The 14,811-nt window shown below is 42.8% G+C and carries 13 protein-coding genes; 7 read left to right on the forward strand and 6 right to left on the reverse strand.

What is annotated here, in order from left to right:
- The first annotated feature begins 369 nt into the window (after window positions 1–369).
- The 3 genes from DP116_RS17920 to mutT all read left to right on the forward strand — a co-directional run bounded on the left by DP116_RS17920 (window position 370) and on the right by mutT (window position 2,483).
- Window positions 370–1,326: an RNA polymerase sigma factor, RpoD/SigA family gene (locus DP116_RS17920; protein WP_169156464.1), complete on the forward strand. Its 957-nt coding sequence runs from the start codon at window positions 370–372 to the stop codon at window positions 1,324–1,326.
- Window positions 1,327–1,588: 262 nt separating this feature from the next.
- The gene (locus tag DP116_RS17925; protein ID WP_169156465.1) at window positions 1,589–1,939 is read left to right on the forward strand and encodes a DUF760 domain-containing protein; all 351 of its coding nucleotides are present in this window, start codon (window positions 1,589–1,591) and stop codon (window positions 1,937–1,939) included.
- Window positions 1,940–2,075: 136 nt separating this feature from the next.
- Window positions 2,076–2,483: an 8-oxo-dGTP diphosphatase MutT gene (gene mutT, locus DP116_RS17930; RefSeq protein WP_169156466.1), complete on the forward strand. Its 408-nt coding sequence runs from the start codon at window positions 2,076–2,078 to the stop codon at window positions 2,481–2,483.
- On the opposite strand, the gene DP116_RS17935 is transcribed toward mutT, so the two are convergent.
- Together DP116_RS17935 and DP116_RS17940 are read right to left on the reverse strand one after the other, a co-directional pair.
- Window positions 2,475–3,230 (reverse strand): response regulator, encoded by a 756-nt coding sequence (locus DP116_RS17935; RefSeq protein WP_169156467.1) that lies wholly within the window; start codon window positions 3,228–3,230, stop codon window positions 2,475–2,477. The genes mutT and DP116_RS17935 overlap by 9 nt on opposite strands.
- A gap of 313 nt (window positions 3,231–3,543) precedes the next feature.
- Window positions 3,544–4,746, reverse strand: coding sequence for a histidine kinase (locus DP116_RS17940; protein WP_339381482.1), 1,203 nt, complete (start codon window positions 4,744–4,746; stop codon window positions 3,544–3,546).
- Between the two features lie 954 nt (window positions 4,747–5,700).
- Between DP116_RS17940 and DP116_RS17945 the strand changes: the two genes are divergently transcribed.
- The gene (locus DP116_RS17945; protein ID WP_169156469.1) at window positions 5,701–7,113 is read left to right on the forward strand and encodes an S-layer homology domain-containing protein; all 1,413 of its coding nucleotides are present in this window, start codon (window positions 5,701–5,703) and stop codon (window positions 7,111–7,113) included.
- A gap of 191 nt (window positions 7,114–7,304) precedes the next feature.
- Here the strand turns inward: DP116_RS17945 and DP116_RS17955 are convergent, their stop codons facing one another.
- Window positions 7,305–7,901 carry a glyoxalase-like domain protein gene (locus DP116_RS17955; RefSeq protein ID WP_169156471.1) on the reverse strand — a complete coding sequence of 199 codons (597 nt, stop codon included), beginning with the start codon at window positions 7,899–7,901 and terminating at the stop codon, window positions 7,305–7,307.
- Window positions 7,902–8,475: 574 nt separating this feature from the next.
- Between DP116_RS17955 and DP116_RS17960 the strand changes: the two genes are divergently transcribed.
- Complete coding sequence (locus tag DP116_RS17960; RefSeq protein WP_169156478.1) at window positions 8,476–9,114, forward strand: RNA polymerase sigma factor; 639 nt, start codon at window positions 8,476–8,478, stop codon at window positions 9,112–9,114.
- A gap of 90 nt (window positions 9,115–9,204) precedes the next feature.
- On the opposite strand, the gene DP116_RS17965 is transcribed toward DP116_RS17960, so the two are convergent.
- The 3 genes from DP116_RS17965 to DP116_RS17975 all read right to left on the reverse strand — a co-directional run bounded on the left by DP116_RS17965 (window position 9,205) and on the right by DP116_RS17975 (window position 12,663).
- A complete protein-coding gene (locus tag DP116_RS17965; protein WP_169156472.1) occupies window positions 9,205–10,089 on the reverse strand; it encodes a hypothetical protein in 885 nt (294 codons plus the stop codon).
- 296 nt (window positions 10,090–10,385) lie between these two features.
- A complete protein-coding gene (locus tag DP116_RS17970) occupies window positions 10,386–10,901 on the reverse strand; it encodes a DUF2267 domain-containing protein (protein WP_169156473.1) in 516 nt (171 codons plus the stop codon).
- Between the two features lie 295 nt (window positions 10,902–11,196).
- The gene (locus DP116_RS17975) at window positions 11,197–12,663 is read right to left on the reverse strand and encodes a sensor histidine kinase (protein ID WP_169156474.1); all 1,467 of its coding nucleotides are present in this window, start codon (window positions 12,661–12,663) and stop codon (window positions 11,197–11,199) included.
- A 116-nt stretch (window positions 12,664–12,779) separates the two neighbouring features.
- Between DP116_RS17975 and DP116_RS17980 the strand changes: the two genes are divergently transcribed.
- Window positions 12,780–13,775, forward strand: coding sequence for an effector-associated domain EAD1-containing protein (locus DP116_RS17980; RefSeq protein WP_169156475.1), 996 nt, complete (start codon window positions 12,780–12,782; stop codon window positions 13,773–13,775).
- Between the two features lie 5 nt (window positions 13,776–13,780).
- Window positions 13,781–14,755: an AAA family ATPase gene (locus DP116_RS17985; protein WP_169156476.1), complete on the forward strand. Its 975-nt coding sequence runs from the start codon at window positions 13,781–13,783 to the stop codon at window positions 14,753–14,755.
- Window positions 14,756–14,811: the final 56 nt, after the last annotated feature.

Consider the following 14,811-nt stretch of genomic DNA (forward strand, 5'->3'; position numbering starts at 1 on the left):
AAATAAGTTTATTAAAAATATCTAAAACTACATTAGGCTCAAATCACATCCAACAGGCATAAAATCAGTGCCTGACAGCTAGTCAAATATTCCTCATAAATGTTACAATTTTTAACAAAAGACCAATAAGAATAATGTTCAAGTGGTTACCTTCTATCTAACCGTAGATACTTGAGAAAAGGGGGAAAAACCTGTAACTTCTAGCAATAAGGAATAAAATTTCCAGACCATTAACCACCCTTGTTTATCGAGCGCAAAAGTCGTGAAATACAGCATGGGTTCCCAGTCTAACTGGGTGGACATCCAAAAAAGGCATCTATCAGCCCGCTTACCGTTCTGTCAAACCCGTCGATACCGAAGAGTAGTGCCATGAAGACCGCTCAGACAGCCACAGACCTCGTGCGGACTTACCTGCGTGAGATTGGCCGTGTGCCACTTTTATCCCATGAGGAGGAAATACATTATGGCAAACAGGTGCAACGTGCAACCATACTGCAGGAAGTAAGGGAGTCTCTTGCCATTCACTTGAGTCGTCAACCGACTCTAGAAGAGTGGGCAAAAGCGACAGAGTTAGAACCAAAAGAGTTGAATCAAGCAATTGCAGAGGGTGAAATTGCCAAGCGCAAGATGGTAGAAGCCAATTTGCGACTGGTTGTGTCTGTTGCTAAAAAGTACATCAAGCGCAACGTAGATTTACTCGACTTGATTCAAGAAGGTAGCATAGGGATGCAGCGGGGTGTAGAAAAGTTTGACCCGACCAAAGGATACAGGTTTTCAACCTATGCGTATTGGTGGATTCGTCAAGCTATTACTCGGGCGATCGCCGAAAAAGGTCGCACCATCCGCTTGCCGATCCACATAACAGAAAAATTAAATAAAATCAAGAAAGCACAGCGACAACTCTCTCAGAACCTAGGAAGAGCCCCCACAGCTTTGGAGTTAGCTCAAGAATTAGAATTGACTCCCAGACAAGTCCGAGAATATATGGAAAAAGCGCGTGTACCGCTATCTTTGGATTTGCGGTTGGGAGATAACTACGATACAGAACTAGGGGAAATGTTGGAGGATCCAGGAGTTTCTCCAGAAGAATTTGTTGCCCAATCTTCCCTATCATTTGATTTAGAGCGTCTCATGGGAGAACTGACTCCACAACAAAGGGAAGTCATATCTCTGCGCTTTGGTTTAAATGATGGGCAAGCCCATACTCTGGCGAGTATCGGTCAACTCCTCAGCATTAGCCGTGAACGAGTGCGGCAAATTGAGCGGGAAGCCTTAACTAAACTGCGTAAAGTCAAAGCCGAGATAAATGAATATCTAGCTAGTTAGTTAGTCATTTGTCATTTGTCATTTGTCATTCACCAATGACAAATGACAAAAAACAGCTTCTGCTTGCTGTAATGTACGACAAATAACAATTAGGTGAAACAATCCGTTGCTTTTGGTACGGTTACACTCACTCCCCCATTGTAACTAAGCTGTTACATTAGTCCGTAGGAATACAAAAAAGCTAAAGTGTTGTCTTACAGACGAAAGATATTTACGGCGCAAGTCATATCGACCGCAGTTATAGTAGTCAAGGAGATATAACGTGAGTAACCCATCCAATCGAGTTTCAGAATCAGAATTTTTTCATAGTGAGCCAGAAACTGGTGACTTGCTGTGGCAGTATGTAAAATCACTAAGTCCAGAAACAGTCACCCAGTTATCTAAACCCAGTTCCCCCGAAGTGTTTCAAGTCATGGAGCGCAATATTGTAGGGCTTTTGGGTAACCTACCTTCTGAACACTTTGGTGTCAGCATCACCACCAGCAGAGAAAGTTTGGGTCGTCTTCTTGCTTCTGCTATGATCAGCGGTTATTTCCTACGTAATGCTGAACAGAGAATGAACTTTGAAGTAGCACTGCAGGGTTCGGAAACCAACAATAGTGATGCTGGTTAGTGGTTTGTGCTGAAAAACAAAAAAATATTGCAATTCACTATACAATACAGACTCGGCAAACATTAAGATAGTTTGCCGAGTTTTGTTATGAGTTATTAGTTTTTTTCCCACCTCTGCCACTCTCTTAAAAACAAACATGAGTGAAACTGCTGTTCTACCTCATAAAATCATTGGCGTTGCTGTCATTTGGAACGATCAGGGACAAATTCTCATTGATCGCCGTCGTTCGGAAGGTTTGATGGGTGGTTTCTGGGAATTTCCTGGAGGTAAAGTTGAAAGGAGTGAAAGTATCCAAGAGTGTATCAGACGGGAAATTTCTGAAGAACTAGCAATACAAATTGAAGTGCGAGAGCATTTAATCACTATCGACCACACCTATACGCACTTGCACGTAACCCTCATAGTACATCATTGCCGCTATGTGGCAGGTGTTCCTCAACCAATTGAATGTGAAGAAATTCGTTGGGTTAGTTTGGATGAACTAGAAAGTTATACTTTTCCTGAGGCAAATAGTCAAATTATTGCTGTTTTACAATCACCGTAAAGTTCTTCCAGCAAGATTCCCAACGACTGCAATCAATTCAGCAGGCTCAACAGGTTTTGGTAGGTATATCTCGAAACCAGCTAAAAGTGCTTGTCTACGATCCTCTGCTCGGGCATAAGCAGTAACAGCAGCAGTTGGAATGTGTTTGCCAATTTTGGTTTCTAAGTTTCTCAACTTCTGAACAAGCGAGTAACCATTTTCTTCTGGCATCCCGATATCACTGACTATAACATCTGGTGGGAAAAGTTCAATGATATTGAGTGCCTCGCTCACTGAACCAACTGCGGTTACACTAGCTCCAACCCCCTCCAACACGATGGTTAGCAAATCACGCGCATCTGTCTCATCATCAACGACTAGCACTTGTATGCCATCCAAGGAAGAGGAGTTTGAGGAGGAGCAAGTTTTCTTTGCCATTTCTCCTTCTCCTTTGACTTTCAAAAACGGCAGTTTGAGCGTAAACGTGCTACCTTTTCCTAATCCTAAACTTGTCGCATAGATAGTACCGCCGTGAAGTTCAACGAGATTACGGACAATTGCGAGTCCTAGTCCAAGTCCAGTTTGCTTGCGAGTATTGCTACTATCCGCTTGACGGAAGCTGTCAAATATGTATGGCAGAAATTCTGTGCTGATGCCTTGACCGTTATCACTTACGCTTAGCTCTTCTAGCGAAAGTGGCAAGTTAATTGCCACAGATGCTTGCACCAGTGCCCACAATTGATTCGCATCTTGCCCAGAACTACACATTGCTTTCCAACCTCAACTAACTTGACCACATTGGTTTATTGCTAGGTAAGTTCAACATAAACCCGACCTGAGACGGTAAAGCGGTTATACTGCTTAACTACCAAGCGCATTCAGTCAGTAAATATATTTAATTTGTTCACATAACTTTGCAAAATGTCAATAATTATTAAAGAAATCTTAAGTAGAATGACTCAATATACAATGTCTTTGAATTTGTCTAGTTACACATCTGCCGTGAGGATGAGGCTGAGGGGGAAGGTAGAGCAGTAAGGTGATCGAGAGTTCAGGGGAGTAGGAATGTCTGAAATATTAGTTAATTCGGATACACTGGTAACGTAAAATGGAACCATGCTCCACCATGAGGGGCTGTCTCTACCCAGATTTGACCGTAGTGCGCCAGGACAATGCGCTGGCATAAACACAGACCAATTCCGTAGCCTTCTTTACCTTGATCACGCTCTAGGCGGTAGTGATTTTCAAAGATGCGATCGCGGTTGTCTTCAGGTATACCAGGACCAGTATCGCTAATACTAAATTGAATTTTTTGGCTAGTACGGTGAAGTCCACAAACACTGATGTCCCCACCTTCGGGTGTGTATTTGATAGCATTATCCAGCAAGTTTATCAGCACCTGCCGTATGCGTTCTGGATCTGCATAAACATTGGGTAAGTCTTTGGGAATGTCTTTGTTTACCTTGTGAGATTTGGCGGTGTAGCGATCGCGCAATTCCTCTAGAACCTCAAGACAAAGTTTGCCGATGTCTACCTTTTGCGGTTGAATAAAAAATTCCCTGTCTTTACCATGACCTACCCGTAAAAGGTCAGTAATCATACGGTCTATTATTTTTGTTTGGCTACGGGCTTGCTTAAACAAATGCACCGTCATTTTTGGTGTAAGACGCTCAAATTCACCTTTTTCTATGTTGTAATTAGATTGTAAAGTGTCTATGGCGATAGAAGCTGCAGTTAGCGGATTGCGGAGGTCATGAGCTAACATAGCTATCACCCGGTCTTTAAACTGGATCTGCTCCTGGAGTTTCTCTTTTTCCTGTTTGAGGCGAAAGACTTCATCTGAGAGTCTCATGAGTTCGGCTGAAACAGCAACAGAACGGATAGAGGACTTGAGTTCTTTGACACGACCGTTCTCATCATGTTCGTGTAAATCACTCTCTAATTGTAAGTAGGCATCCATAGCGGCTTGCCACCGGGGCCACCAAGCTTTCAGTTGACCAGTGATGTTACTACCAGCCAAAATTTCCCTTGGCTCTGGATGAACTTTGATTAAAGCTGGCGTTGCTACCAGTTTAAAATGTTCCGCCAAATAGGGTTGTTGACCAACATCAACAATTTGAAGTTCAAAATCGTAGTCAGCTTCCAACTCTTTTAAGTAAGAGCGAATTCGCTGTACTTGTTGTTTGGACTTTGGTCGTCCATCGACAAAAAGTAACAGCTGTAGTGGAGCATCAGAAGAAATAGGCTGATCCTGGGAAACTTGCATGTAATCGTGTTTCAGCACTGGTAACAAACCGACGACGCTTTACAGAAAATACAAATTGACTGGCGGTTGTCGATGGAATAGTCGTTCTGTTTTTTTTATTTAAGATCTATTTTAGATTTTCCCGACTCCTAACCTATATAGGTTTTTAAAATCAGATCAATTGTTTTTTGCGTTTTGGTTCCTTTGGAGATGAAAATTCCTCCAGGAAAGGGACTTCCAACTGAAGCTGGGTTGCAATCTTGGTGTTCATAAATCATTAGTCAAATCCAAATGAAAGTTTTTCTAGGACTGCTGCATGACGACCGAAAATTCTTTCAAGCACCAGTACAACAGTCCGGAAGCTTCCCGTCATTTATCACCTTCTGCAAAAAGTTTCTTGTCGATAAACCATTAGTTCGGTGCAACTGAATGATGCACCACCAACAAAAGCTTAGGCAACTCATACCCAAAGCTACAACAGCATTCCCTTTGTGAAACGAAATCTCAAGACCTGAAGGAAACCGCAGAGGCGTTACACTACTTTATCTACAACCTCGACCCTTAAGAACAGCGTTGCTTATGCCAACTCTCTTCAAAGTCCAACACTGAAGTTTTCCAAGTGTTGCCATATTCAGCTTATATTTATTCAATAGAGACGATCCAAAATTGGCTGCCTAGGAAAGTTTGTAAGCCGTCTAGGACGGACACTTTACCCAATCGCCTTTTTGGAGGGCTGCCGTTTGCGCTATTTTGATTCTGCTCTTGAGTGAGGTAAATAAGAGATTTACTTTCAGCTTAACACTAATGGTAGTTGATGATAACCACCATGACTTGCCTGATAAAGTTCTCCAAGGTTCTTGAATAGCCACAAGGTGACTCAGTGCGTGCAATTCTCAGACATTGTTCGTTGCAACTTTTATGAGTCCTAAGTTGGTGCCTTCTTCCCATAGTCTTTTGCTAGTGTAGGAATTGACACTCGAATTGTAATTGCTTGTGGTGCGCTCTAAACATCCAGTTGTATTAGTGAGTTTGGCTGTTTTACTCACCTGTTTGACAGCCTGTGCCAACAGTCCATCTGCCAAAAACATTGAGCAGTCTTTGGGGGCTGACCCCAAACTAAAGAATAACCCAGTCACCTTTGGCGCTCAAGAGGTACGCAGTAGCCAACAACTACAAACTCCTCAGGCGACAGTTCAATTACCAACTGATTTTCCCAAAGACATCCCGTTGTATCCTAATGCCACCCTACAAGAGGTGACACCATCAAGCAGTGAGAATCCCAGTGTATCCAGTCGCTGGCTAAGTTCTGACCCTAGCAATGTTATTACTAGCTATTATCGCCAACAGTTTCAGGCAAACAACTGGCAGATTGTGCAAGGAGCTTCCACAGATGAGCCGAAAAGTTCTTTTGAGGTGCGGCGCAATGATATACAATTAAAAGTCTCTATTCAACCGAAAACAGTTACCAACGCTGCACCCAACCAACCACAAACATCCACTGAAATACAAATTTCATACTCACCATTATCCACTACTACAGCACAAGCTAACCCAACTCCAACTCCTCAAGCTACTGACAAAACTGTGCAATCTGGTGAGTCACAGTTTGTTGGCCCGGTGCCATCACAAGACTCGACAGCACAACCAAATGCTACATTAGAGAGTAAAAACCCTACACCCAATGCCAGTTCCCTGCCCAAATCTCAAGAATTGAGCGATTTGAACAAAGTACCTCAAGAATTTCGACAATACATTCAAGATTTGGCAGCGTTAGGAGTTTTCAATGTAGAATCAAATGCGCTTAAGGGCAATGGTACCACAACCAACCAGTTTGAACCAGCTAAAGTGGTGACTCATCGGCAATTTGCCCATTGGTTAGTTGCTGCGAACAATGCGATGTATGCCAATAAGCAAGCATTGCAGATTCGCTTGGCATCAGAAAGTTCTCAACCAACATTTCGGGATGTACCAAAAACTGATCCTGATTTTCGGGCAATTCAGGGATTAGCCGAAGCCGGATTAATTCCCAGTTCTCTATCTGGAGATTCCACCGCTGTTTTGTTTCAACCTGATTCACCTTTAACACGGGAGCAGTTGATTCTTTGGAAAATTCCCCTTGACATACGTCAAGCTTTACCCTCTGCTTCAATAGATGCCGTTAAACAAACTTGGGGTTTTCAAGATGCTGGGAAAATTGACCCGAAAGCATTACGAGCAGTTCTAGCAGATTTCCAAAGTGGTGAAAAATCAAATATTCGTCGAGTTTTTGGCTATACAACGCTGTTTCAACCCAAGAAACCAGTAACCCGAACTGAGGCGGCTGCTGTTTTATGGTATTTCGGTACTCAAGGCGAAGGAATATCCGCTCAGGAAGCATTGAAGTTAGCAGGTTCGCCAAGCCAGTAGCTTTTTTGTGCAATGAAGTTAATTTATAGTCAGATTCCCGACTTCGCAGAAGTTGTCGGGAATTTTGCAGCTTGGTTGGTGTATCATAAAAAGCCTGTAGAGACGTTGCATGCAACGTCTCTACAACCCACCAGAATTAATGCGACAAAGCACTAGGTACAAAATGTGGAATACGATTGTAGACTAGCCCACTAACTCGCTACTTCAGCCATTTCAATAATGCGCCCTTCATAGTCCTTAACCAGAAAATTCAATGGCTTCTCGCTGCGAATCTTGAATTTCAAACCCCGTGTTTCCACTCGCATTAAAATCATTTCTAGGCAATCGCGGTCAAAGCAAACGTGGCGTTGCTGATTTTTACTGCCTAAACTCGCTCCCATAATAATGTGCAGCTGAGTATTTTTCTTTAGCTGATACCAAAGCCCCTCGCTAGCATTGCTCATTCTGCTTCCGGAAAAGGAGGGACTGCTAGATAGGTAAAGCGGATCAACTCCCGTTGCACCTAAAGTTTGCTCGTAGTTGTAATAGTAGTGTAAAGGCACATCAGCCGCTGGCAAATCTAGCAGTCCTTCATACAACTGTCGTGCTACCTCCATATCTGACACCATGACAGTATGTACTTTTGGGGCACTGGTAAGAAACATCCACATGGCACCAGCGTAGGCTGCTAGTAGCATCACCATGATGCCTTGAGTGGAGAAAAGACTATCTAACGGCAGGGATGGCAAAAAAGAACCTAGGATGAAAGGCTCGATCTGGAACTGTGACATGCTAACTGCTATAACCATGAATAATCAGCTAATGTATAAACAGATTCGCTCAATAGCTTTTAACTTTAAGTCTATGTTTCTAGTGTATCAAGACCCATAAAATATGACTCCTAAATCTCAAATTCTACCAGCCAGCAACTCTGATGAGTCTAGTAATATGGGAAGCATAACAGAAGGTTCCCCTAAAATCTACCTGTAGCAGTCACACAGCCAGTACCCCATCAATACGTATGATGTAAAAATATAAACAATTCTATGCCTGCGGCACGCCCTCCGGGCGAGTTCCCTTCGGGAACGCTGAGTCCCAAGGGGAGCCACTGCGGTCTTGGGGTTTCACGCCAGGTGCTTTAAGCGGGGGAACCCCGCCAACGCACTGGCTCCCCAAGTGGAGCAAGTGGCGTGACACGCTGCGCGTTAGCCCTCTGGGCGTGCGCAAAGCGCATACGCGATCGCAACCAGACCATTTAGCAGAGAATTGAATCATTGATGAACACGCAAATTTTCTGCTCAAAGCGCGTTTGCACCCAGTTACCCATTGTTCCAGTTTTATTCAAAAAACGTTCCTATCACTCATTAATTCGTCATTCGGATGGTGCAAATTCCTTATTTCGCGGAAGCTCATCACCCATTAATAAAGTCACTCTTCTATCACAGTGACACTGAACTGCTGACTCTTGTTCAGCAAAACCCGGATTCAGGTAGATACTTCACAGCGATTTTTTGTCGCTATAACCCGATAGTCTACACCTTGATTCGGCATTCAGCGCGATCGCCTGTGCAAGCTGATTATCTTTTTGCACTGACTTGGCGACATATTTACAACGAACTCTGTGGACTTGATTTAAACAGCAGTCAGTTTACTAAAGACGGTCTGAATGTGCAAAACTGGCTGATTAATATGACAGCTTACTGTATTAACGAGATTCAACTCCCTCCAACAGAAGCAATTCATTATTCTCTCAAGACGACTTCTCCACCATTGTTGTGTTATGTAGAACAAGCATTAGATCAATTGCCGCCCATTTTGCGATTGATGGTTTTGATGTCTCAAACCTTCCGTTGGAGCGAAACTAGAATTGCTGCTTACCTGCAAGCTGAAGGAGAAACTATCAACCCAAACGAAATAGTCCATTTTCTTCAAGAAGGTTATCGTATGATGGAAGAGAAATTACCAACAGATATCCGTGCCATCTACTTAGGTGAAAATCTTATTCAACCTGGGGCTGCGTAGAAACGCGGTTTAATATGTTTTAGAAAAGCAGATGGCAGCCATTTATCTACTTAGCAAATGGCTGCCTAATTAAATGAAAATTGCAAAAGTCTAATTCAAAAAGACCCTACCATCTTCTCGAATTCTAACTACACCCTGCTTATCATTAGCATTCCTTTGTTCACTCAAAGAAAGCTCTATCATTCCTGATTCGGTAGATGTTGGAGTGACTTTTACGAAACCATTATCTTGACGAATGGTGCTGATACTCACAGGGAGTGGCAGGTTTTGCAGTACAATTTCTTGACCACCAGAAAGAGTCCGCTGCCCTGTGTACCCGATTGCTTCATAATTGATTCGAGCATTTGTATTATTTTTGAGTCTTACAGAGACTTTGCCGTTGGCTGGAGTAACCAAAGCAATTGGGGCTTGGTTTTGTTCTGGTAAAGGAGGTACTATGACTGAATTTTGTCTTTGTTGACTGCTGGGGTTACTTTGAGATTGAGAGTATGTCCTAGCGGTATAGTTACCTGTCGGTCCTTGACTGCTGTAAGTCCGAACCTCCGATGATGAGCTGTTCATGTCTTGTCCGGAACTCATCGTCGTGGACTGTGTTTGGCTGCTGTAACTTTCGGAGCTATTATCAGAACGGTTGTTGTATGGTGTTTCACCACCTACACCCTGCCTTATTTGTTCTTGTGTTGGTGTTGGTTCATTAGAAACACTCCCTGGAGTCAGACGTCCTTGCTGTTCTAGTTGTCGAGTGATCGCGTTGGGTGGACATCCTTGGGGAACCAAGACTCTAGTGTTGTGAGGTTCTTGGTAGAAAATACTGGGACAGGGGTTAGTTTTGGAGTTAGTTTGTTGGCGAGGTTGCTGAAGTACAGATTGCTGAGCCATTGCTTGAGGAATTGCTGGCAAGCCAATCAGTAATCCACCACAAATGACTCCTAAAAATTTAGCAGAGCGACTGAGTTTTTCGTATTGCTGGTTCATAGTGACCTCCTATGTAAATGCTTGAAATCTTTGAATAACATCAAAACTTTTGCAACAAGCAGATTCTTTGAGGCAACATAGAAGACGGTTTACTTGTTGCTATGCTTGCTTTTTAAAGGTTTTTAAGATTTAATAATAAGAATATAACAATTACTAACTAATTCGTACTCTAACTATAGGCATGAAAATTTGTAGCAGGCGAGATAGACTTTTCTGCCACCAGTATTAGAGAAATAGGTATGTTGAGACAGAGTGTCAAGTTATGCATCCCCTGGCAGAGCCAGGGAACGAGGAAGTTATGCCTCTTCCCAAAGTTGGCGAACCTTATCAGGTAACCAACTAGCAATTTCTTGAATTCTTTCTGGAGACAATTCTTCTTTCGTTGCAGAGAATACAGCTTTCACAACTTCTTCTCTGTCTACATTGGGTTGCAATCCACCTTCATTCGCAACCCGGAATAAAAAGCGGTCGGAATCAATCTTAAAAATTCCAGGGCCTTGCCAAGGTGGACGAATACGACTCAAGAAACCCACAATTGGATTTGTATCTTTCCAAAGCTCTACAATATCATTTTGCAGCGCTTTCTCATCAGTGATTTCAGCTGGCTTATTTTCTAGTTCTTCGGCGACTCGGTCTGCAGCTTCGGTGGTCATGAGGTCACGCATCACACGGAAAACGACTTCGGTAATGTCCCTAGCGTCGTAGATATCCCCTAGCTTACCATTGGCTTTTACCTTCTCTAAAAAAGGTATATCTTTTGAGTCGATAGGAGATGATTGTTTTTCATCTAAAGATTTTGGAGTGTTTGTCATTCATCCTCCTCAAAGCATTGGTTTTTTATAATTGCTAATGCTAGAAGCGAATTTTTCAAAATGAAATGTAGCAATTTGTAGAACTACTTAGAAATACCTTAGAAGTAGTCATGTCAAATTGCTAGAACTTTTTTTTAGTTCACTTCATCAAGCATTGCCATTAACTTATTAGGTAAAGATACTTCCCTACATCTGTCACAGGAAACACCCCTACATCTGTCATAAGAAACATTTGGTGAAGTACCCCTTTTTAGGGGACAATGCGTCGGCGGATGGGGAATTTCGCGGAAATGCGTTAAAAATCAAAAGTAACGGGTAAAGTAACGCTGACAGTAGTTCCGATGCCTTGAGTGCTTTCTACTTGAATTTGACCTTGGTGGCTTTCGACTATGGCTTGGGCGATCGCCAGTCCCAATCCTGAACCAGTCGCATTTTGTGTTGCTGTACCTTTCGCCGTGTGAGTACGCGCTGGATCTACCCGATAAAAACGGTCAAATAAACGGGGTAGCGCCTCAGGAGGGATACCAATTCCAGTGTCTTTCACCTTAAACAGCAAGTAGGCAGAGTTGTAACGTAGTCCAGAAACACGATTTGTTGCCTCATTACGTGCTAGTTCCACATTTACGCATCCTCCAGCAGGAGTATATTGCAAGGCATTGCCAATCAAATTTGTGAACAGCCGTACCAGTTGATCCCAGTTGCCAACAACTGTAAACCAATTGTCCAGTAATTCAGGATCGGTTTCGCAAGCAGGAGGATCAATCAAATCTAGAGAGAAAGTAATATTTTTTTCTGTAGCTAACAGTTGTTGTTCTTCAACTACTTCCATTAACAAAGCGTCAACAGGACAAGGAGAAAAAATTTCTTTGCTGATACCACTATCTTGTCTGGCGAGAAATAATAAATCGTTGACTAACTTGCCTAAACGTTGCGTGAGGCGTTCTACCACTTTTAATTGTTGTCGATAGTGCGATGAAATAGAATTGTCTACCTCAGCTAATTCCAAATCAGTTAGGGCGACTTGCACATTCGTTTGAATCAAGGTAATTGGACTTCTTAATTCGTGAGAAGCATCAGCAGTAAACTGTTTGAGACGTTGATAGGATTCATGTACTGGTTCCATTGCTTTACCTGAAAGAAACCAGCCACTTGCTCCGACGGAAAATACCATCAATCCAATACCCAGTGCTAAATCAAAAATCAACTGACGACTGGGTTTTGTGACTTCAAACCACGGATGACTAACACGTAAATATCCTAATACCTGCCGACCAACTTGTACCCGTTCTGTCACTTGTCTCAGCAAGAGTTGAGAAGTGGGAAAAGTAAATTCCTCCTTGTCGCCTTGTCGCCTTGTCGCCTTGTCCCCCTTGTCCCCCATGTTCTCTTTCCTCACAACTTTGACAGTCTCACCCATTCGATTGAAGTGCAGTGGAATATTGAGGGGTTGTGAGAAAGTAGACCAAAGTAATTCACCAGTGGGGCTAAACCATTCAAGATCGATGCGGTCATCTTCTGCGGTGTCAGTATTGTCGCGAAAACTGGCTTCTACGTTTACACGGAATTGACCATTATCTGACTTAACAGGTTCGATGACGAGCGATCGCTCTACCACTTCCACCACATGATTCAAAGTATCATCAATCCGCTCAATCAATGTACTACGCACATACAAATACACCCCACTTGCAAACAGCAGCAGTAACACAGCTGTCACAGCAGTGTACCACAGGGCAAGACGGCGACGAGTAGCTTGAAACATATCTGATAAATGACTGACTCTTGCATAAGATCCTCGCTCAAAATTTACCGAAAATATGCAATTTGAATGTGTTTTAGTTTATGAAAGTGTATATTGACTAACCTGACTCAGCCACAATGCAGCGAAAGCTAGAAAAACTAGAGCGTCAACAGTACCAATGTTTACAGAAAGCACTACTCAGTGCGTTTCCTCATCGAACAAAACTAGAGCAGATGGTTCGCTTCGGATTAGATGAGAATCTGGAGGAGATCGCAACAGGTGAAAATTATGGGGATGTCGTCTTCAAACTGATTGAATGGGCAGAAACTAATGGAAATCTGGAAAACTTCCTAATTGCTGCACGTAATAAAGACTGTGAGGGTAATCCCGGTAACCTACAGTTGAAAAGAATTTGTAAAGAACTATTGCAAGCGCAGACTACAACAAAACAATCCCACAGATTGATGAATCCATGTAAATTTGACTTGGGCGAATTAATTAGAAGCTGTTTGAACATATTAGAAGACAAGCAGGGACTTGTTGGACTAGCTGTTCCCTATAATCAAGATCCTTTTTTGATATACTTCTGTGAACGTCTGAAGGAAAGAATTGGGAAAAGTCACACTGATAACAAACAGCCTTTGACATTGGATAATTATCGCACTTCTGTGGACACGGCAGTAATGACAATGAAACGATACAAACGACTTCTACAAAAGGGGGATGTCATTTGTCCAATTCGAGTTGCTGTGTCTGACCCCAATTCAAGTCATGAATTTTGGAAAAAAGTTTCGGCTGAATTTCAAGAGCCTCAAAACTTTTCTGAACACCGCTTGATCATAATTATGGTCAGCAGTGAATGCAAATTTTTTCCACAAGGTGTCACTCAGATAACACCTCCGCAGTTCACGAAAGCAGATGCTCATGAATGGATTCTTGAGGTGACAGACAATTTGGGATGGAGAGAAGAAGATAGAAATAAGTGGAAGCGATATATGATTGATGAATGTTTTGAGAGTGAATGCTTAAATACTAGGTTAGTTTATGAGCATTTAGAGTACGCTATTAAACTTTTGCAACAAAACCATACAGCAGAAACTTTTCTACAAGAACTTAAGCAAGCAAATTATTGAGGCTGATGTCAAAGCGTTCTGTTGATACCTCTACCAAGTACTCCACCATAGCTTACGAATCCTTGCCAGACTCTCTTGAAGTCGAAGATTCTGAAGTAGATCCCGTATCTGAGAAAGACCCTCCAAAAAAGAAGATATACAAGGAACCCTACTTACCTGACAAAAAACTGGCGGAAGCGGTTGATTTGGCGATCGCCCTAGGTCGCCCCTTACTGTTACAAGGCGAACCTGGTTGTGGGAAAACACGTTTAGCGTATGCTGTCGCTTATGCTTTGGGCTTACCTTTGGAAGTCAGTTATATCAAGTCTACTAGTCGTGCCCAGGATTTACTTTACACTTACGATGCTGTCAATCGCCTTTATGATGCTCAGCTAGGGGCTGATGGACCTTGCAAAAATGGTATACCTCTAAGTCGAGACATTGGTAACTATATTCGTTTAGGTCCTTTGGGAAGAGCGATCGCCCGCGCTCAATATGAGCGTCGTTCAGTCGTGCTGATAGACGAAATTGACAAAGCTGATCTCGACTTTCCCAATGATTTGTTATGGGAGTTGGATCGGTTGGAGTTTCGAGTCACTGAAGCTCCAGATATATATTACGCTGTTGGCGACAACCCAGCATTACGCCCAATCGTGTTTGTCACGCACAATGAAGAAAAAGCATTACCAACAGCGTTTTTGCGCCGCTGCATTTTTCACTACGTGGAATTTCCCCAAACAGAAGAACTTTTGCAACAGGTTTTAGCAACCCACGAGATTTCTAATCAACAATTGAGCGAAAAAGCGATCAAAGTTTTGTTAAAGCTTCGCGGACTCGACTTAAGCAAACGACCGGGTTTGAGTGAACTGCTGGATTGGGTGGGTTATTTGGAAGCGGTAAAAACTCCGGTAGAGGAACTTGACAAATTGCCGTATTTAGGAACATTGCTCAAACAAGAGAGTGATCGCCAACGCGCAATCACGGAGTATCCCAAACAGTGAAGCAACCCAAGTTACCCGCGTTTCTCTGGGAGTTATTTCAAAAGCTACGCCGTCGT

This window comes from Brasilonema bromeliae SPC951, assembly GCF_012912135.1.
GTDB classification, from domain to species: Bacteria; Cyanobacteriota; Cyanobacteriia; order Cyanobacteriales; family Nostocaceae; genus Brasilonema; species Brasilonema bromeliae.